The 17,903-nt window shown below is 62.4% G+C and carries 16 protein-coding genes and 3 pseudogenes; 11 read left to right on the forward strand and 8 right to left on the reverse strand.

Annotated features, from left to right (window positions below):
* Positions 1-21: 21 nt before the first annotated feature.
* The 6 genes from MIC97_RS24125 (at position 22) to MIC97_RS24150 (ending at position 5,571) form a co-directional block, all read left to right on the forward strand.
* Complete coding sequence (locus MIC97_RS24125) at positions 22-1,272, forward strand: ABC transporter substrate-binding protein (protein WP_239802447.1); 1,251 nt, start codon at positions 22-24, stop codon at positions 1,270-1,272.
* 78 nt (positions 1,273-1,350) lie between these two features.
* Positions 1,351-2,061, forward strand: coding sequence for an ATP-binding cassette domain-containing protein (locus MIC97_RS24130; RefSeq protein ID WP_239802448.1), 711 nt, complete (start codon positions 1,351-1,353; stop codon positions 2,059-2,061).
* Positions 2,054-2,773, forward strand: coding sequence for an ABC transporter ATP-binding protein (locus MIC97_RS24135; RefSeq protein ID WP_239802449.1), 720 nt, complete (start codon positions 2,054-2,056; stop codon positions 2,771-2,773). Before MIC97_RS24130 ends, MIC97_RS24135 begins: the two co-directional genes overlap by 8 nt.
* A complete protein-coding gene (locus MIC97_RS24140; protein WP_239802450.1) occupies positions 2,760-3,650 on the forward strand; it encodes a branched-chain amino acid ABC transporter permease in 891 nt (296 codons plus the stop codon). The genes MIC97_RS24135 and MIC97_RS24140 overlap by 14 nt, the downstream gene beginning before the upstream one ends.
* The gene (locus MIC97_RS24145; RefSeq protein ID WP_239802451.1) at positions 3,572-4,648 is read left to right on the forward strand and encodes a branched-chain amino acid ABC transporter permease; all 1,077 of its coding nucleotides are present in this window, start codon (positions 3,572-3,574) and stop codon (positions 4,646-4,648) included. Before MIC97_RS24140 ends, MIC97_RS24145 begins: the two co-directional genes overlap by 79 nt.
* Complete coding sequence (locus MIC97_RS24150; RefSeq protein WP_239802452.1) at positions 4,645-5,571, forward strand: CoA ester lyase; 927 nt, start codon at positions 4,645-4,647, stop codon at positions 5,569-5,571. The genes MIC97_RS24145 and MIC97_RS24150 overlap by 4 nt, the downstream gene beginning before the upstream one ends.
* 59 nt (positions 5,572-5,630) lie before the next feature.
* Here MIC97_RS24150 and MIC97_RS24155 read toward each other — a convergent pair whose 3' ends face one another.
* Positions 5,631-7,073: an aldehyde dehydrogenase family protein gene (locus MIC97_RS24155; RefSeq protein ID WP_275592591.1), complete on the reverse strand. Its 1,443-nt coding sequence runs from the start codon at positions 7,071-7,073 to the stop codon at positions 5,631-5,633.
* Between the two features lie 157 nt (positions 7,074-7,230).
* Positions 7,231-7,329 (reverse strand): annotated as a pseudogene (locus MIC97_RS24160) (IS6 family transposase); the annotation flags it as partial.
* A gap of 207 nt (positions 7,330-7,536) precedes the next feature.
* Between MIC97_RS24160 and MIC97_RS24165 the strand changes: the two are divergent.
* A pseudogene (locus MIC97_RS24165) lies at positions 7,537-8,119 on the forward strand (DDE-type integrase/transposase/recombinase).
* Between the two features lie 258 nt (positions 8,120-8,377).
* On the opposite strand, the gene MIC97_RS24170 reads toward MIC97_RS24165, so the two are convergent.
* Both MIC97_RS24170 and traA read right to left on the reverse strand, forming a co-directional pair.
* Positions 8,378-9,136, reverse strand: coding sequence for a DUF6118 family protein (locus MIC97_RS24170; RefSeq protein WP_239802454.1), 759 nt, complete (start codon positions 9,134-9,136; stop codon positions 8,378-8,380).
* Positions 9,137-9,147: 11 nt separating this feature from the next.
* On the reverse strand, positions 9,148-13,002 hold the full coding sequence (traA, locus tag MIC97_RS24175; RefSeq protein WP_239802455.1) for a Ti-type conjugative transfer relaxase TraA: 3,855 nt from the start codon (positions 13,000-13,002) through the stop codon (positions 9,148-9,150).
* A gap of 270 nt (positions 13,003-13,272) precedes the next feature.
* On the opposite strand from traA, the gene MIC97_RS24180 reads away from it, so the two are divergent.
* The 4 genes and pseudogenes from MIC97_RS24180 to MIC97_RS24195 form a co-directional block, all read left to right on the forward strand.
* A complete protein-coding gene (locus MIC97_RS24180) occupies positions 13,273-13,578 on the forward strand; it encodes a mobilization protein (RefSeq protein WP_239802425.1) in 306 nt (101 codons plus the stop codon).
* Positions 13,575-15,239: a type IV secretory system conjugative DNA transfer family protein gene (locus MIC97_RS24185; RefSeq protein ID WP_239802426.1), complete on the forward strand. Its 1,665-nt coding sequence runs from the start codon at positions 13,575-13,577 to the stop codon at positions 15,237-15,239. Before MIC97_RS24180 ends, MIC97_RS24185 begins: the two co-directional genes overlap by 4 nt.
* Positions 15,229-15,543, forward strand: a complete 315-nt coding sequence (locus MIC97_RS24190; RefSeq protein WP_239802427.1) for an I78 family peptidase inhibitor — start codon at positions 15,229-15,231, stop codon at positions 15,541-15,543. The genes MIC97_RS24185 and MIC97_RS24190 overlap by 11 nt, the downstream gene beginning before the upstream one ends.
* A gap of 14 nt (positions 15,544-15,557) precedes the next feature.
* Positions 15,558-15,713 (forward strand): annotated as a pseudogene (locus tag MIC97_RS24195) (nucleotidyltransferase); the annotation flags it as partial.
* A 206-nt stretch (positions 15,714-15,919) separates the two neighbouring features.
* Here MIC97_RS24195 and MIC97_RS24200 read toward each other — a convergent pair.
* From MIC97_RS24200 to MIC97_RS24215, 4 genes are read right to left on the reverse strand one after another with little or no spacing between them, the layout of a single operon-like run.
* Complete coding sequence (locus tag MIC97_RS24200) at positions 15,920-16,237, reverse strand: DNA-binding transcriptional regulator (RefSeq protein ID WP_239802428.1); 318 nt, start codon at positions 16,235-16,237, stop codon at positions 15,920-15,922.
* Positions 16,215-16,604 (reverse strand): type II toxin-antitoxin system RelE/ParE family toxin, encoded by a 390-nt coding sequence (locus tag MIC97_RS24205; RefSeq protein WP_239802429.1) that lies wholly within the window; start codon positions 16,602-16,604, stop codon positions 16,215-16,217. Before MIC97_RS24205 ends, MIC97_RS24200 begins: the two co-directional genes overlap by 23 nt.
* Positions 16,605-16,656: 52 nt before the next feature.
* Positions 16,657-16,986, reverse strand: coding sequence for a stability/partitioning determinant (locus tag MIC97_RS24210; protein WP_239802430.1), 330 nt, complete (start codon positions 16,984-16,986; stop codon positions 16,657-16,659).
* Positions 16,983-17,654, reverse strand: coding sequence for a ParA family protein (locus MIC97_RS24215; RefSeq protein WP_239802431.1), 672 nt, complete (start codon positions 17,652-17,654; stop codon positions 16,983-16,985). Before MIC97_RS24215 ends, MIC97_RS24210 begins: the two co-directional genes overlap by 4 nt.
* Positions 17,655-17,903: the final 249 nt, after the last annotated feature.

The following is a 17,903-nucleotide window of genomic DNA, read 5'->3' on the forward strand; positions in this document are numbered from 1 at the left end:
AATGCACAAAGAGGGTGACCCATGCGATCAACAATCAGCTTGCTGACGGCCGCTTCGGCGGCGCTCGGCATCGCCCTGACGCCGCTTGTCGCGACGTCGGCCAGCGCACAGGACAAGACGGTAACGCTTGGCGTACTCGGCGCGTTCGCAGGACCTTTCGCGGCGGACGCCGTCGAGGGTTACAACGGCGCCATGCTCGCCGCCAAGGAGATCAACGCCGCCGGCGGGATTGACGGATATAAGTTCAACGTCGAGCAGTTCGACACCAAGGAAATGACGCCGGACGCCGTGCTGGCGGCGGTGGAGCGTCTTAAAGCAACCCCCGACCTCGGCGCGATCGTGACGCCTTTCGGCAGCCTCTCCGGTTTCGAAATGGACTACGTCGCCGATATCGGCGTGCCCTACATGGTGGCCGCGAACTCGAACCAGTATCGCTCCATCATCCAGCCCGACCCCGACAAGTTCAAGAATGTCTGGTCGCTGGCTCCCTCCTATGACGCCTACAAGACGGAATTGCCGGTGGTAATCGACCAGATGATCGCTGACGGCTCGTTCACGCCTGCCGAAAAGACCTACGCGATCATCGGATCCGACAATCCCTACAGCATGCCGATATATGCGGGATTGAAGGAGGCGATGGACGCCAAGGGCTGGACGATGACGTTCGACGACGTTGTCCCTGCTGTCGAGATCAACGACTGGCGCGTCATCCTCAACAAGATCCGGCAGAAACCGCCGGCGGTCATCATCAATACCGAGGCATCCTCCTCGAATGCCGCGAGCTTCATGAACCAGTTCATGGAAGATCCGACCAACTCGCTGCTTTTCATCCAATACGCGCCGTCGGTGCCGGAATTCGTGGAACTGTCGAAGAAGAACTCGACGGGGGTTCTTTACAACATGCTCGGTGGTCCGATCAGCGCTGCGGTGCGGCCGCGCACCAAGGAAGTCGGTGACAAATACAAGGCTGAGTACGGCTACGATTCGAGCATCTACGGCTATATCTGCTACGAGATGGTCTACCTCTATGCGGATATCCTGAAGAAGACAGGTGACCCGAAGGACTACGCCAAGGCTTCGGCGGAACTTGCCGCGACCGACAAGGAAATGGTTCATGGTCGCGTCAAATTCGACCCTGCCACGCACCTTTCCATACAGGGAGACGGCTATCTGCCGATCCAGTTCTACCAGATCTGGGACGGCGAGCGGATTACCGTCTATCCGAAGGAATTCGCTACTGGCAAAAGCCAAACACCGCCCTGGATCAAGTAAATCGAGGAGGGGCCGGCTTGAGGTCGGCCCCATACTTTCCTGGACAAACGCATGGCAGACATTTTGGTCGTCAAAGGGATGAGCAAGAGCTTCGGCGCTCTTCGCGCCATTCGTGATCTTTCTTTCTCGCTGGGGAGCGGGGAAATTCTCGGGATCGCTGGCCCTAATGGCAGCGGCAAGAGTACCTTGTTCAACATCCTGACAAGGATACCGTTCGGGCCGGACCGTGGAGAGATGTCACTGGATGGCCAGTCGCTCGACCGTTCCAGTCCCCGCCAGATCGTCCAGGCCGGCCTGGCCCGTACCTTCCAGACGGAGACGGACTTCGAAACGTTGACTGTACTGGAAAACCTCCTCGTATCGATGCCGGATGGGGATTTCCGCGACGGCAGGCAGGCGGCCGAAACGCATGCCATGGAACTGCTCGCTTCCGTCGACCTGCAAGGCCAGGGCGATCGGATCGCCTCGGAAATCACCGTCTACGACCGCAAGAAACTGATGATTGCAACAGCGCTCGCATCCCGGCCGAAAGTACTCCTTCTCGATGAACCGGCGGCTGGCCTGTCCCGCCCCGAGGTGGCGGAAATGATCGAATTGATCCGGCGCATCAACGCAGGCGGCGTGTCGATCGTCGTCATCGAGCATATCATTTCGCTGCTCGTCTCCGTCTCGAACCGCCTGCTGGTGCTGAATTTCGGAGAAATGCTATGCGAAGGCACGCCGCAGGACGTCATTCGCGATCGCCGCGTCATCGAAGCGTATCTAGGATCGGCGGCCGCCCATGTCTGATCCCATTCTCGACGTCACCGCGCTAAGATCGGGTTATGGTCGTGTCCCCGTCCTGCACGACATCACGTTCAGCATCGCCGAGCGCGAAAATATCGGTCTGATCGGTCCCAATGGCCACGGCAAGACCACGCTGTTTCGGACTCTGTCCGGCCTGGTCCCGGCCTGGTCGGGTTCGGTACGGTTCCTCGGCGAGGATATAACGAGAAAATCCCCGGCCTCGATCGTCGAGCGCGGGCTGATCCATGCTCCTCAGGGCAACAAGCTGTTTCCCGACTTTACCGTGCTGGAAAATCTGTGGCTCGGCGCTTTCGTGAAGGGGCCGCGTGCGCAACGCAAGCGGACGATCGAGCAGGTGTTCTCGATCTTTCCCCGGCTCGCCGAGCGACGCGGCCAGCGCTGCAGTACGCTAAGTGGCGGCGAGCGCCAGATGGTAACGATAGGCTGCGGATTGATGGGGCTGCCGAAGATGCTCATACTCGACGAGCCGACGCTGGGGCTGTCACCGAAGCTCAAGGCCGAGTTGCGCGACGCAATCGAGACCATCGTCGCCTCGGGCGTCCAGACGGTGATCGTGGAGCAGGACCCGGAGTTTTTGCAGACACTGACGACCCGCCTACTCCTTGTCAGCGAGGGCGTCGTTCGCGCCGAGATCGCCGACAGTGGCGGCCTTGAACATCAACGTATCGTGGAAATGTATTTTGGCCACGCTTGATTCTTTCCTCATTGCCTTCCAGGCAATCTTCGCCAGCGGGCTCGTTCTGGCTTCCTTGTACGTGTTGATGGCCGCCGGCCTGGCACTCGTGTGGAACACGCTCGGCATCTTCAACTTCACTCATGGCGCGCTGATGGCCGCCGCAGCCTACATCGCATGGACGGTGGCCGACCCGCGCGGCTTGGGCCTGGGGCTCGCCGTCGGCGTGGTTGTGGCGGTGCTTGCCGCCGCCGCCATCGGCTATCTAATCAACGTGTTGCTGGTGACGCCTTTCCTCGGCCAGAAGCAGATCGTTCTCCTGGCGGTGATGACGACGCTTTCGGGAGCTTTTTTCATCGAGAACTCGGCGCTGCTGCTATGGGGGCCGCGCATCAAGCAGTTGGACAAGTTCGTCGAGGGCAATGTCAGGATCGCAGGCACTGCGATTTCAGGCCACGAGGCGATCATCATCGTCGTCGCACCCCTTCTGATGATCGGGCTGTGGACCTTCCTGCGCTTCACCTGGACCGGCAGCGCCATACGCGCCGTTGCGCAGAATCGGGAGTTTGCCGAATTGAACGGCATCCGCGTCAAGCGCATGTACTCGATCGCCTTTGCCATCTCGGCCGCTCTGGCGGGCTTCGCCGGGATCATGCTGGGTGCGATCCGCTTCATCACGCCGGGCCTGGGCGGCGAGCCTCTGCTGAAGGCGCTGATCGTCGTCATTCTCGGCGGGTTGGGCAGCATGCCCGGAACCGTGCTCGGGGCCTATGTGGTGGGCTTCGGTGAGGCGACCACGACTTATTTTCTTGGCGCTTATTGGACGCAGACGATCCTGTTCCTGGTTTTCATCGCATTCCTTGTCCTGCGACCCAACGGATTGATGGGAAAGCAGTGACGATGGAGCGATCTATGAAAAACGGCTCGGTTACCCTATTCTTCCTTGTCCTGCTGCTGTTGCCGCTGGTCAACGGCGATTCCTATGTGCGCCATATCAGCATCATCGCCATTATGTACGCGGTGCTGGTTTCCAGTTGGAACATCTCGCTGGGTTATGGCGGCGTATTCAATTTTGCCCACATGGCCTTCTTCGCCGTCGGGGCCTACGCTACCGGCATCCTGACCAAGACATTCGGCTTCTCTGCCTGGTGGGGCATGCCGATCGGCATTGCGGCATCGGTGGCGGCCAGCGTGCTCGTCTGTCTGCCGGTGCTGAGGCTCAAGGGGATCTATGTGATCCTCGTCACCTTCGCCTTCGGCCAGTTGTGCCTGCAAATCGTGCTTAATCAGCGTGAACTGACCGGCGGCAATTTCGGATTGGTCTCGATCCCGCCGCTGGAGATCGGGGGGTTCTCCTTCAGGGATTACCAGAACGCCGGCTATTACTACCTGGCGCTGGCGATCCTGGCGGTCACGGTCGCCGCCGTCTCCTGGTTCGCGCGCTCGCGGTTCGGCTGGCGAGTGCTCGCCTTGCGCGACAACGAGCCCTATGCCGTCAGCCGCGGCGTGCCCCTTGCCAGGACCCGCCTCGCCACATTCGCCTTCAGCGCCATCTTCCCCGGCGCGATCGGCGCGGTCTATGCGCAGTATGTCCGCTCCGCCAGCCCGGACATGTTCGGCTTCTCGTTCCTGACGCTTGCCCTGTCGATGTTGCTGCTGGGCGGCACCGGCACGATCTGGGGGCCGATCGCGGGCGCCTTCGTGTTCACCGTTCTGTCGGAACTGATGGCGCCGCTCGGTCCGGGCCGCTACCTCGTGACGGCTGTCCTCATCGTCCTCATCCTGCGTTTCTTCCCGCGCGGGCTGGCAGGCATCCCGGAATTCGTCGCCGCGCAATTCAAGAGCGCCCGCCGCACCGCCAAGAAAAGTGCAATAACGACAGGAGAGGTCCGGTGAAACCAAAACGCCTTCGCCGCTGCCAGCTTTCAGTGCCGGGCTCCAGCGACAAGATGCTGGCCAAGGCGGCCACGATAGAGGTCGACTATATTTTCCTCGATCTCGAGGATGCGGTTGCGCCGAATCGCAAGGCGGAAGCCCGCACCAACGTGATAGAGGCGATCCGCCATACCCGCTTCCGCGCGCCGACGATCGCCGTGCGCATCAACGACCTGTCGAGCCCGTGGGCCTATGACGACCTCACCGCACTCGTGGAGGGCTGTGGCGCGGCGCTTGACGTCATCGTGGTTCCCAAGGTCATGGGACCGCGGGATGTCGAGTTCGTGGACCGCTTGCTCGGCATGTTGGAGGCCCGCCACCAAATCGGCCGGCGCATCGGCATCGAGGTGCTGATCGAGGAGGTGGAGGCCATCGCCAGCGTCGAGGCGATCGCAGGCGCATCGGCGCGGCTGGAGGGCCTCATCTTCGGCATGGGGGATTACGCGGCCAGCCAGGGCATGCGCGTGTCCGGCGTGGGCGAAACCGACGACTATCCGGGCGACCTCTTCCATTATCATCGAAACCGCGTGGCGATCGCGGCGCGGATAAACGGTCTCGTCGCCGTCGACGGCCCCTATGCGGATTTCCGCAATCCGGCCAAATATCGGAAGGAAGCCCGCCGCGCGGCACTTCTGGGATTCGCCGGCAAATGGGCGATACATCCCTCGCAGATCGAGCTAGCGGAAACGATCTTCTCCCCGGACCCGGCCACGGTGGTGAGGGCGCGCGCCATGGCCGACGCCTATGCGGCGGCCCGCGAGCGTGGTGAAGGCGCCATCAATTTCGAGGGAAACATGATCGACATTGCCTCGGTGCGCGGCGTGCGGGAACTCGTCGAACTGGCCGATATGATCGAGGCGCGGCAGGCTTCCGTGGCGCGCTGAACGCCGAAAGAAGCTGGCCGGGCCTTTTTCTTGTGCGAGCGCGCCGAGGGACCGGCCGCTCAGTCGTGCTTGATCACCATCGTGCGCACGGCGGAGAACTCGTAGAGCGCCTCAAAGCCTTTTTCGCGGCCATGGCCGGATTTCTTCATGCCGCCGAAAGGCAGTTCAATTCCGCCGCCGGCGCCGTAGCAGTTCACGAAAACCTGGCCGACTTGCATCTTGCGACCCACCCGGACCGCCCGGCTGCCGTCGCGCGTCCATATGCCGGCGACCAGGCCATAGGCGGTGCCGTTGGCGAGCGCGATCGCATCAGCCTCGTCCTCGAACGGCAGCACCGCCATGACCGGCCCGAAGACCTCGTCATGGGCAAGGCTGTTGGTGCGCGGAACAGGTCCGTACAGCTTGGGCTGGACGAAGAAGCCGCCTTCCGGAAGATCGGCAGCCATCCGACCCTCGGCGATCAACGGCAGGCCGTCCGCTGCGGCGCGGTCGCAAAAGCCGATCACGCGGTCCCGTTGCTTGCTGTTCACGACCGGACCGAGGTCGAGGTCCATCTCCGGGGTGCCCACACGGACGGTCGAGAAACGTTCGGCGACCCTTTCCACGATGCGCTCATAGGCCGAGCGTTCGACGAGCAGCCGGGAACCGGCCGAGCAGGTCTGGCCGGCATGTTGGACGATGGCGTTGACCAGGGAGGGCAGCGCCGCGTCGAGATCGGCATCCGCGAACACGATCTGGGCGGACTTGCCGCCGAGCTCGAGCGTGCAGCCGATATGGTTGCGGGCGGCGGCGGTCTGGATCTGCACGCCGGTCTGATTGCTGCCGATGAAGGAGATGAAATCGATGTCCGGATGGCTGCTGAGCGCGGCGCCGGCCTCGTGGCCATAGCCGGTGACCATGTTGATCGCCCCTTCGGGAAAGCCGTTCTCCACCATCAGCTCCGCCATGCGCAGCGGCGTCTGGCAGGCGTCCTCGGCCGGCTTCATGACCACGGCATTGCCCATCGCCAGGGCGGGGCCGACGGACCGGGGGAACATCTGCGCCGGGTAGTTCCACGGGATGATGTGCGCGGTTACCCCGTGCGCCACCCGCTCCGTCGTCGCGAAATGCCCGTTGAGGAAGGGAACCGTGTGGCCGTGGACCTTGTCGGCGCCGCCGCCGTAGAATTCGAAGTAGCGGGCCGCCGCCACGATGTCGTTGCGCGCCTGCTTGATAGGCTTTCCGGTATCCAACGCCTCGAGTTGGGCAAGCTCTTCGGCATTGTCTGCTACGACGATGGCCATGCGCGACAGGAGACGGCCGCGCTCGGCGGCGTTCATTCGCCCCCAGGCGCCGGTCTCGACTGCCCGCCTGGCTGCCGCCACGGCCGCATCCACATCGACGTCGACGCCGGCTGCAATGCGCGTGAACACCTGGCCGGTGGCCGGCGCAAGAACGTCGATCATTCGACCGCTCTGCGAACCCCGCCATTGATTGTCAATGAGAATGCCGGTTTGTGTCATGTGATCAACCTTTTCGTTCCACCGGCTTACAATGGCAAAGGGTAATGTTGGAAATAGAGAGATGTGACTAGGCCATCCATTTTCTCTATGGCCTTTGCAGAAACGGCTTTGGCCAGCGCGCACTGGACGTAGAGCCGCAATCGGATGACGGACTGCGAAAAAGCCGAGGGAAACATCGGAGGTTTCCCAATGATCTAAATGCTTGCGTCATCCGCGCCCGCTTTCGCAGCGGTAGGTGCGAATTCTGCCGATTATTTATTCGCGGCATCACGCAAAGCGTCGTTGATTCAATCTTGCCAGCCCGTACCGTCCTCCTGAAAAGAGTGTCCGTCGTCTGATGGGGTGGACGCGCCCCGGCGGCATTTACGTGCCAAGGTAGGTGTTAGAAACACCTATGAGAAGGAGGCATCCTTCAGGTGCTGTCACATTGTTTTTATCGATTGATTTGCGGTAGTAGGGCGTCATGACTGGCACAGCTGCGCCCTACAAGAACCATCGCTTTCCAATCGAGATTGTTGCTCGGTCCGTCTGGCTCTATTTTCGGTTCAATGTAAGCCTGCGTGAGGTCGAGGAAATGATGCTCGAACGCGGCATCGTCGTTTCCCACGAGACTATGGGGCTATCCGCCGCTGGTGCCGGACATACGGCTCCGATGATGAGATCGTCCAGACGCGCCGCAACACCAAGGCCGCCAGACGTTTGCAGACCCGGTTGCTGAAGAAGCGGGGGCTTGCGCCGAAGCGCATGGTCACCGACAAGCTGCGTTCCTATGGGGTGGCCAAGCGCCAGGTCATGCCAGGTGTCGAGCACCGCTCGCATAAGGGCTTGAACAACCGGGCGGAGAATTCCCACCTGCCGTTTCGAAAGCGGAGCGAACGCGCCAGGGATTCCGCTCTGCCGGTTCACTCCAGCATTTCGTGTCAATCTTCTCCGCCGTCCGAAACCTCTTTGTTCCAGCCCATTCCATCAGGTCCGCTGCCCAGATCCGAGCCCATCGACGCAAAGTCATGGCTGAATGGAACGCCATGGCCTTGCTCCTTGCCTGAACCTGAAAGCTCGATCCTTCTGCGCCCTATCGCTAAACAATCTGACAGCACCGCAAACGGCCTCCACGCCGTCCCCCAAAGAGCGCAGGAACTACGTCGAAAACGCCGGATACAAGTCAACCTAATTGCGAAATGCGCTAGCGATGAAGGTCGCGACCTGAACATTGCCTTTGCCCGGATCAGCTCCCTAACCGTGCGGAGAAAGATCGTTGCCCTTGTCGAATCCATTGCCGGGTGATCGGCCGGAGCGAATAACAATCATTGCGGCGGCTGCGCCGGTGCTACCACGGTGATCGTGCAGTTCTGCGCCTCGCTGGTCCTGCCCGCTGCCTCACGGCAGGCTGCCACCTCGGCCGCGTTGATCTCAATGAGCCGGTCGGCATCAGCAACCCGGTTCCAGGCTTTCGGGTCGGCGAACTCCATCAAGATCATGCCGGCCTGCCACGGCCTTTCCGCCATGATGAAGCTGGCAACACGGGGCGCAACCGAAAACGGCAGCAGCGCCGGCAGGAACAGCGTCAATATGATGCCGGCCAGGACGCCGGCCCCGCCGACGATCCACAAGAACCGGTTCTGAACATGACGCTGGCGTGCACCGGCGACGTGTTCGGCGAGATCGCGCGCGACCCTCTGGAAATCCCGGCTCTCGTTTTCGAACTGCTGCGCGGCGGTCCTCACCAGGCTCTCGCCGCTCCGCTCGAGCGCGCGTGCGTAATGCTCCGCCCCCTGCCGGAGAATGGGCGACTGCTCCACCCCTTGCAGGCGCTCTCCGACATGGGCGAGCTGCTGCACGAGTTGCGCCAGTTCGGGCTTGTAGTCCTGTGGCGGTCCCTGCCGGTCAAATTCCTCGAATGCGGCTTCCACGCCCTTGCGGATCGTGGTCATTTCCCGCGCGAGGTCGCTGGCAAGACCTTCGACCGTCTGCCGTAGCGCGTCGAAGGCAGCGGCCGGATCGCCGGCCTCGTCAGCCGATACTTGCCGCGCGAATTCTTCCCTGTCGTCGTCCAGTTCCGTCATGATCTCCCTGCCTACCTTTCCATACCGATGCCCCGGCTAAGGCGCTGTCCGCGTGTCAATTCCTCTTGCAGCTCGTGGGCGATGCTCTGCCCCTTGCGCAAATGTTCGCCTATCCCGAGTTCCTGACGGCGGTTGCGCAAGATGGAACCCGCCTGCGGGTCGCGTTCGAGGCTCTTGGCGAGGCCATTCATCTGGCTTTCGACCTTGCCGCGCGCCTCGTCGTGCTGCCAGCCGCGTAGCTGCTGGCGCTGCGCTTTCAAATCCTGCCACTGTTCAACGAAGCGCTCGGCCCTGACATTGGGGTCTTGCAGCGCCGCGTTCTCGTGCTTCATCCCTCCGATGACCTGCGCGACACGCTCCCGGCCGGTAAGCTCGGTCATGGCGCGCGCTGTCTCCGGATCGTTTTGCAGCGTCGAGCGCATCAGGTCTTTCATGCCGGGCTGCACCTGGTCGAGCTGCTGCCCGGCCGCACGCATTTCCTGCCGCTGCATGTCGAGGACCGGCAAGCCCCCGCGCTGGTGCTGATCCGCCGACTGATAGGCCCGTGCATAGCGGTCAACGGCCATCTCAAGCGGCGACTGACGCCGCACCCGCTCGGTCAGCCGGTCTTGCATCGGCGCCGGCCGTAAGCTCCCTTCCCTTTCCGGCTGGCGCTGCATCCGCGATGCCTCGCCCCGATCCTGGGAAGGCTCGGGACGTGCCCCGGAACCAGCGTTGAGCTTCAAGCCGTCGAACATGCTGCGCCCCATTTTGCGGGTAACCTGGCGCTCGGCCTTCTCTGGCGGCTTCTGCTCGATCTGCGAACCATTTTCGGCGGCGCGGTCCTGCTGCGGCCCCTCGGCCGCCGCGCTCCGCGACAGTTTCAGGCCCTCGAATGGATTGCGACGCTGACGCTCGCTAACGCGCCGTTCACCATGATCGGCGGCGAGATCCTTGCGAAGATCTACACGGAGATCCTGCGCGAGATCCTCGCCCTTGTTTTCAGCTACGTCGTGACGCACCTTGGCAAGGTTCATGGGGGCATGAACATGGTCCCGGTCGCCATCACCCAACGTCCCCCCGGCGGCCGGGACTGATCTTTCGCCAAGCGATACACTTTCGCGCACCGCCTCCCGCTCCGGGCGCAGCTCGATCTCGCTGCGGATGCCCATCTGCTCGGCAATTCCGCGCCGCTCGGCAAAATCGCGCGGGTAATCCAGCGTCGTTTCCTTCGCGCCCGACCGCGACAGCCGATTTTCAAGCTGAGCGTAGGCCAGCTCGCCAGCGTCCTGCACCTTCCACGAATGGCGCTCGACCGTCTGGCAGTCCGGAAGCCGAACCGGCTCCGACCCGGTATGCTCAAGGCCGATCTTCTGCCCGATCTCCGGCGCGCGCTCCTTTATGGCACGCTCAAGATCGCCCCCCCAAATGGTACTCCGCTGCCCCTTGTCGGTTTCCAGCGTCACGAAATAGCTCTGGCTGTTCCCTTCCCTATGCTCGTAGGGCGCGGCCCCATGCTCGACCAGGCGGCCCGAAGCCAACGTTTGGCCGGCTTGACGGCCAGGACCGGAATTGCCGAACTCTTGCCTGTCGGCATAGAGCTGCGCACCGTCCCGATGCCGCGTCATAGCGACATAGGTCAGATGCCGGTCCATCGTGCCCGACGCCAGCACGAAACTCCGATCGACCGTCGCTCCCTGATTTTTATGGATGGTAGTAGCATAGCCGTGGTCGATCGCCTGATAGTCGCCCATCGACACGGAAACGCTGTCGCCTCGGCCGTCGAGCGTGGCGACGATCCGCCCCGGCTCGACATGATCGACCGTCGCGAGCATCCCGTTTTTCACGCCAAGGTCGCGATTGTTCTCCAAAAACACGATGCGGTCGCCGGGGGCGAACTCCCGCTTGCCGTCATTGGTTTGGAAGGTCAGCGCTCGGCCCGGCCCTTCCCGCCAATGATCGACCTCGGGGGCGACGTCGCCGGCTTCCTTGACGCGCGCCAGCTCACCCCGGTCCTGTAGCTCGGCCCGGATCGCGTCATTGATGGCGCGAACATCGGCCCGGCGATGCGCCATCGCAACGCGCGTGCCGTCCGGCCGCTCGTCACGATCGGCAAGGTAATCGCGCACGATCTCGCCGCGCGCATCCTCCCGGCGTTCGCTGAACCGAATATCGCCATGCTCGTGATAGGCGGCCAGGCCTTCGGCCGTCCGGTGCGTGGCGAACGCGACGGAAGCCTCCCGCTGCCAGTCCACGCGCTGCCGGCGGATTTCGGACAGCTCGGCATGGCCGATTTCCTCCGTGATCGCTCGGAACGGAGCACCGGCCCCGATCGCCTGTAGCTGCTCATGATCGCCGACAAGCACGATCTTCGCCCCGCGCGCCTCGGCCTCGCCAACGAAGCGGGCGAGCTGCCGGCTCCCGACCATGCCCGCCTCGTCGATCACGAACACGTCGCCGCGGTTGAGCTTGTAGCGGTCCCCACTACGTGGGTTTTCCCAACTGCGGGACCATGACGCCAGCGTGCGGCTCTGGATGCCGGAACTTTCCTCCAACCCCTCGGCCGCCTTGCCCGACAAGGCCGCGCCGTGGACCGTGTAGCCTTCAGCCTCCCATGCCTCGCGCGCGGCCGCCAGCATCGTGCTCTTGCCTGCGCCGGCGAAACCGACAACGGCCGCGATCCGCTCCGGCCCGGTGATATGCTCGATCGCGCTGCGTTGCTCGGCCGATAATCCGGCAGACACATCGCCGTTGCTCCGCTGAATGGCAGCATCCTGCGCGCCGATGGCCCGCTCGACATGCCGCCGATCAACACCATGATTGTACGCCGCATGCATCCGCTGCGCTGACTCGACCATGCCGGATTCGATCTCGACCATTTCGCGGGTCGAATACCGGGCAAGCTCGATCTCACCCGTGGCCTGGTCCCCCACTACGTGGGCGCGCTCGGGCTGCAACTCGACCAGGGCCGGCGACGCCATCACGGTCGCAAAGGCGTTCCGGAACTCTTGCGGGTCGTCGTTGATATAGCGATGCAGCGTCCGCGCAACATCGCGCCGATCGAACACGCTCTTTTCCCCGGTGATGAGCGTCAGCACCTGCTCCGGCTTCTCGCGGATCAGCTTGGCATTGCGCCGCGCCGCGTCCTCGTCCAGCCGTACCCGCGACACGTCGAGGCCGCGCCTGTCCATCTGCGTGGCATGGACGCCCATATGCTCGGTCGGTGTCAGCTCAAGCCCGCGCTCAAGGTGCGAACGATGGTCGATCCGAATATCAAGCCCGGCCATTGCCAGGCGCTCGTTGGCAATCCCCTCCCACCTCTGGCGAAGGTCGCGAAGTTGCATGTCGGTCGTCGCAAGCCCATTCGACAACAGCCATTTGTTTTCGCGCTCAAGATAGGTCTTCTCCCCTAGCCCGCTCTCGCCAACCTGCCGCGTCGTCATCATCACATGAGTATGGTGATTTCGAACGTCGCCCGGGCTGGTCGCACCAGTGGCGGAGTGCGGCGCATGAATGGCGAAGTCCACCGCAGCGCCATAGCGGTTCGCCACATCCTGCGCGAACTCTCGCGTTGCCTCTAGGCGCTGCTCGGCCGAAAGCTCATGCGGCAAGGCGATTTCGAATTCGCGGGCAACGCGGGCGTCTTTCCGCTTCTCGGCAAACTCTGCTGCATTCCACAAGGTTGAACGATCGCTCGCCCAATCGGCGGAAACGCCTTTGGGCAAGACGATCTCCGCATGTTCCACGCCCTGCTTGGCCGTGTAGTCGTGCGTGATCCCGTCGCGCTCGTTGGTCAGCCTCTCCCCGGCACGATAAGCCATTGAGGCGACAGCGCTACGGCCGCTCGCCCGCGAAACTGGCTTCATGCTCAAATGGTAAATCGCCAACGCAATTGCTCCGATACCGTTTCGGCAAATCCATCCGGCCTATCAGCCGATTACGCGCTGAGTTGCGCAGCAACTCGTAAGTGCGCCCTTCACAACTCAATCGCTTCGCTCTTTCGTCGTTCGGTGTGGCGCTTGTGGAGCTGTTCAAGCCAAATAGGAGCTTCGATATTTGCGCACAGATCGGGCGAGTTTTCAACCGAAGCAGGCAAACAACTGGCAAAAGCATCCTGAACTGATAGTTTTACGGCAACCGGAATGAGGATTTGAGCAATGGCGCGCAAAACGATTGAACAGCGGCTGGCCCAACTGGATGCGCAGCGGGCCACGCTCAAGGCTAGATTAGGAAAACAAGAACGCGCCAACGATACACGTCGTAAGGTGCTGCTTGGCGCGCTCGTTCTCCATCGGTTGGAAAATGGCAAGGATGAGGAATTTTCCCGACGCCTGAGCGAATGGCTCAAGCGCGAACTGCCCGGCTTCCTTACACGCGACGGCGACAAGGAACTGTTTGCCGATCTGCTCGGCGCGACGGCAACCGGAGAAACGCAAGGGAGCACCGGGGAGGCTGGATCGTGAACCAGGCGACACTTGCATGGGCCGCCTTCAAGAACATGCTGCGCGCTGCCGCCCGCGATCCGCTATGGGCCATTGTTGCCCTGATCGGCTTACCCTTCCGCATCTGGCAAACGCTACTGAAAGTTCTGTTCATCCTCATTATCGTGCTCTACCTAATCGGGTTCGGCGGCCGCTTTTTTCTTGAACAACAAGGCTTCGGCCCCGGCAGCATTCCGTTCATCACGCTCGATCTCGTCACGCTGTTGGTGCTGGCAGCGCTCGCCTTCCGCTTCATCACCAATCCGCTGATTATCCATTTCGGGGACATGGATGGCGAAACCCACGGCTCGGCCCGTTTCGCTACGAAGAAGGAAGTGGCTCCCCTTACCCGCGCCGATACCGGCCTGCTGATCGGTCGCGACGGCCTGTCAAAAAAGCTGCTGCGCTATGACGGCCCGGCCCATCTGCTGACGATGGCACCGACCAGAACCGGCAAGGGCGTGGGAACCATCATCCCCAATCTGCTCACCGCCGACCGCTCCGTGATCTGCATCGACCCCAAAGGCGAGAATGCAAAAATCGCCGGCCGCGCCCGCGAAAAGTTCGGGCCGGTCTATGTGCTCGATCCCTTCGGCGTCACCGGCCTGCCTTCGGCCGCCTTCAATCCGCTCGACCAGCTCGACCCGGCCGGCCTCGATATCGCGGAAGATGCAAGCACCCTGGCCGACGCTCTCGTGTTCGATGAACCGGGCATGGCCGGCGAGGCCCATTGGAACGAGGAAGCCAAGGCGCTGATTGGCGGCCTGATCCTCTATATCGCCGCCGTGGAACCGCGCGACAGGCGAAACCTCGCTACCCTGCGCGAGAACCTGACGCTCGCCCCGGAAGCCTTCGCCGCGCTGCTGAAGGACATGCAGGCGTCAACAGCCGCCTCCGGCCTGATCGCCCGCGCTGCAAACCGCCACCTCGGCAAATCCGACCGTGAGGCGGCCGGCGTCTTGTCGGCCGCGCAGCGCCATACCCATTTCCTCGACTCGCCCCGCATGACCGCCGTGCTCGGTCGCTCCGATTTCCGCTTTGCCGATCTCAAGCGCCGCAACGTCTCCATCTTCCTCGTCCTGCCGCCCGATCGGCTGTCGGCCTATTCCCGCTGGCTGCGCCTGCTCGTCTCCCAAAGCCTCACAGACATGGCCCGCGATCCACAAAAACCCGCCGTGCCGGTGCTCTACCTGCTCGATGAATTCGCCGCCCTCGGCCACCTGGCTCCCGTCGAACGCGCCATGGGCCTCATGGCCGGCTATGGCGTCCAGCTCTGGCCGATCCTGCAGGACGTCCACCAGCTCCGCGCCACCTACGGGCAGCGCGCCGGCACCTTCCTGTCGAATGCCGGCGTCCTGCAGGTCTTCGGCGTCAACGATCACGACAGCGCTCGCCTCGTCTCCGATCTGCTCGGACAGGAAACCGTTGTGTTCCAGACCATGAGCCGCGCCCTCGATGCCGACAAGTCGGGGATCTCCTACGGCGAACAGCATGTCGGCCGCCCCCTCATGACCTCTGATGAGGTCCGCAACCTGCCCGAAGGCGTCGAACTTCTGTTCCTCGCCGGACAACGCCCGATCGTCGCCGGCAAGCTACGCTATTATGCCGATCCGGAATTCAAAGGATTTTTCGATGCGCCATGAGCCTAAGAAATCTGCTACCCTAACCATTGCCGCCGCCGCGCTCGCCGCGCTGCTGGCACTCGCCGGCTGCACGACAGGCGGAACCGCGCAAGCGCCGGCCTCGGGCGTCTGCGATCAGGCGGCCACTGAGCGCCTGGCCGGCCACGCGAAAATGACCGACGCCGAAGCCATGCGCCTGACCGGCGCAAGCATCGTGCGCCAGATCGCGCCGGGACAGCCGGTCCAGCAGGATTACACCGACGCCCGCGTCACCATCGAAACCAGTCCGGCCACCGGCCGCGTCGTGCGGGCCTATTGTGGATGATGACCTTTACCCGCCTCGATCGTGCCTATGTCGGCGCGCGCTACTCGCCCCATTACGAAATCACCGGCGAGGAACTAGCTTGGCTGGTCGAGCGCGTGAAGGTACTGCAAGAAACCGTCGCCACGATCAGCACCGAACGGCTCGACGGCCGCGAACTACACACAACATGAAGGCGGTCCCGACGCTACGCGCCGGGGCTTTGTCTCTGGCGGCCCTCCGGCTCACTTCGGCGCAATGAGGGAGCGCGTTCCCCTTTGGGCCGGCGCAGCGATCGCCGCGCCCACGGCATCAATGGAGCGCCCATTTTCCGGCCGGGGCGGGATGCAGAGCGCAAACAATCTGCTGACAAGCAGCTATCTTTTTACTAGCTAATGGCTCAAGCGATTGCCTCAAGCCCTCTTTTCTGAACAACGGTCAGTAGGCGCAGCGCCGGCCCTCCGGGCTTTTTCACCCCCCGCTCCCAATCGGACACAAGCCCCTTGCTCACGTTGAGATAACGGGCAAAAACCGGCTGCGAGATATGCTCGCGCTCCCGAATGGAACGGATTTCCTCGGGGGTTAGCGGCTCAACCGCTGTCAGGCACCCCTCGTCAAATTCGCGCATCGTCTGCTTGTCGATCGCGCCGGACTCATAGAAACCTTCCATCATCTCATGGACGGCTGCCAGAGCCTCACTCTTGTAAGTCTTGGCCATCACAATTCACCTCTAGCATTCGACCCGCAGAGACTTCCGCGTCCATCTGCGCATCTGTAAATCCCAGCACCAGCCTTGCAGCCTTCTTCAAGTAGGCTTCTTCCGTATCATCGAGGTTCGCCATGTCGCTCTTGGCGAACCCAAACGCGAAAACCGCCCTCGTCTGCGTCCGGAAGAAAACCAGCGTTCGGAACCCGCCAGACTTGCCAGCGCCGGGCCGCGCCACGCGCTGCTTGATGAGGCCGGCTCCTAGATCGGCATCTATCTGGCCACGCTCGGCGCGCTCTACAGCTTCACAAAGCATCGCGTCGGAGATTTTCTCTTTCCGGGCAAATTTGTGAAACCGGCTCGCTTTGAAAATCCTCACGCGACTTCCTCGCCTATCAATGTATAACACCTAGCGTTACACTTCAAGGGTTTCACTCCGCATCGCCCCCGAGAGCCGCTATTGCCCGCTCGATCGTCTCGGCAAGGGTGATCTCGTGGCGGTCGGCATAGGCATAGATCGCCTCGATGGTGTCGGCGCGCAGCCGGGTTGCGAACTGCTCCGTGCGACCTGTCTTGCGCCGTGTACGGCGAGCCGGCCGCCCAGGAGATGACGGGACCTGCTCAGGCGCTTTCGGCGTCTCGCGGAAGCCCGCAGCGCGGGCGGCGGCCTTGACCTCGTTCGGATCGACGGGCGGCACTGGCGGCTTATCCAACTCGTCGCCAAAGTCGAGCGTGGCGCGTTTCTTGTCGTCGGCGGTCATGCACCCCCTCCCCTGATGGCATTGATGACGGCTTGCGCGTATTCGCGGGCGTTTTCCTTGGCGGTTTCCAGCCCGGACACATCGGCTTTTTCCAGCTCGTGCAGTGTGCCGCCCAGAGAAAACAGAGTCCGATAGGCCGCCCGATCGATCAAAGTCGCCGGCAGCATCGGAACCGCAGCGCCGGAAAACTGCTGTTCTATGTCGCGCGCCGTGCGCTCGCGGATCGCGGGCGGTACGCGGGTAAAGAACACACGATATGGGATTTCCCGGTTCGCTACCTTCCACATTTGGCGCACCAGCTTGACCGATTTCGCGGCCTCGGCCGCGTCCAGAACTGAGCTTTGCAGCGGGATCAGGACCAAATCCGTCCTAGCAACGGCGAAACCGATGCGGTCGGTAGCAGTCCCTTCCAGATCGACAATGACGAAATCCGCCTCGGCGCGGGCGTCTTCGATCGTGTCTATGATGGTTTCGGCTGAGTCATCGACAATGAGGCGCAGAAATTCGGGAACCGGGCGAAGCCGCGACCAGGCTTCAAGGGGCCTGTTGGGGTCCGCGTCGATCAACGCGACCTTGCGGCCGGCTGCCACCAACTCGCCGGCGAGGACAACGGCCGAAGTCGTTTTCCCGACCCCGCCTTTGCTCGAAACAAATGATATGACCGCCATACGTCCCCCCCTTTTATCTGATGACCAGCAGCATGCTAGCTGCATGAGCTTTATAAGCCATTAATTATCCGCTTACTAGCGGCTTATAAATAGCTAGATGTTAGTAATCTGCTATCAGTTCTAGTGCTGCTCTTGCCGAGGCTTTCTTTCAAAAGCCGTGCGATGGTGACCGCGGGCGCGAACGTTGCGGGGTTTTCTTTGTGGGTGCCGGACCGGCCCGCACTTTACGCGGGCCGGCACCGTCGCAGG

The sequence above is a fragment of the Aquamicrobium sp. NLF2-7 genome (assembly GCF_022359935.1).
Taxonomy (GTDB): Bacteria; Pseudomonadota; Alphaproteobacteria; order Rhizobiales; family Rhizobiaceae; genus Mesorhizobium; species Mesorhizobium lusatiense.

What these genes read in the sequence shown, in the direction of transcription:
- MIC97_RS24170 (WP_239802454.1), bottom strand. Translation starts at nt 9,136, where the DNA reads ATGACGGAACTGGACGACGACAGGGAAGAATTCGCGCGGCAAGTATCG.
- MIC97_RS24135 (WP_239802449.1), top strand. Translation starts at nt 2,054, where the DNA reads ATGTCTGATCCCATTCTCGACGTCACCGCGCTAAGATCGGGTTATGGT.
- MIC97_RS24200 (WP_239802428.1), bottom strand. Translation starts at nt 16,237, where the DNA reads ATGGCCAAGACTTACAAGAGTGAGGCTCTGGCAGCCGTCCATGAGATG.
- MIC97_RS24125 (WP_239802447.1), top strand. Translation starts at nt 22, where the DNA reads ATGCGATCAACAATCAGCTTGCTGACGGCCGCTTCGGCGGCGCTCGGC.
- MIC97_RS24190 (WP_239802427.1), top strand. Translation starts at nt 15,229, where the DNA reads ATGCGCCATGAGCCTAAGAAATCTGCTACCCTAACCATTGCCGCCGCC.
- MIC97_RS24155 (WP_275592591.1), bottom strand. Translation starts at nt 7,073, where the DNA reads ATGACACAAACCGGCATTCTCATTGACAATCAATGGCGGGGTTCGCAG.
- MIC97_RS24130 (WP_239802448.1), top strand. Translation starts at nt 1,351, where the DNA reads ATGAGCAAGAGCTTCGGCGCTCTTCGCGCCATTCGTGATCTTTCTTTC.
- MIC97_RS24215 (WP_239802431.1), bottom strand. Translation starts at nt 17,654, where the DNA reads ATGGCGGTCATATCATTTGTTTCGAGCAAAGGCGGGGTCGGGAAAACG.
- MIC97_RS24180 (WP_239802425.1), top strand. Translation starts at nt 13,273, where the DNA reads ATGGCGCGCAAAACGATTGAACAGCGGCTGGCCCAACTGGATGCGCAG.
- MIC97_RS24210 (WP_239802430.1), bottom strand. Translation starts at nt 16,986, where the DNA reads ATGACCGCCGACGACAAGAAACGCGCCACGCTCGACTTTGGCGACGAG.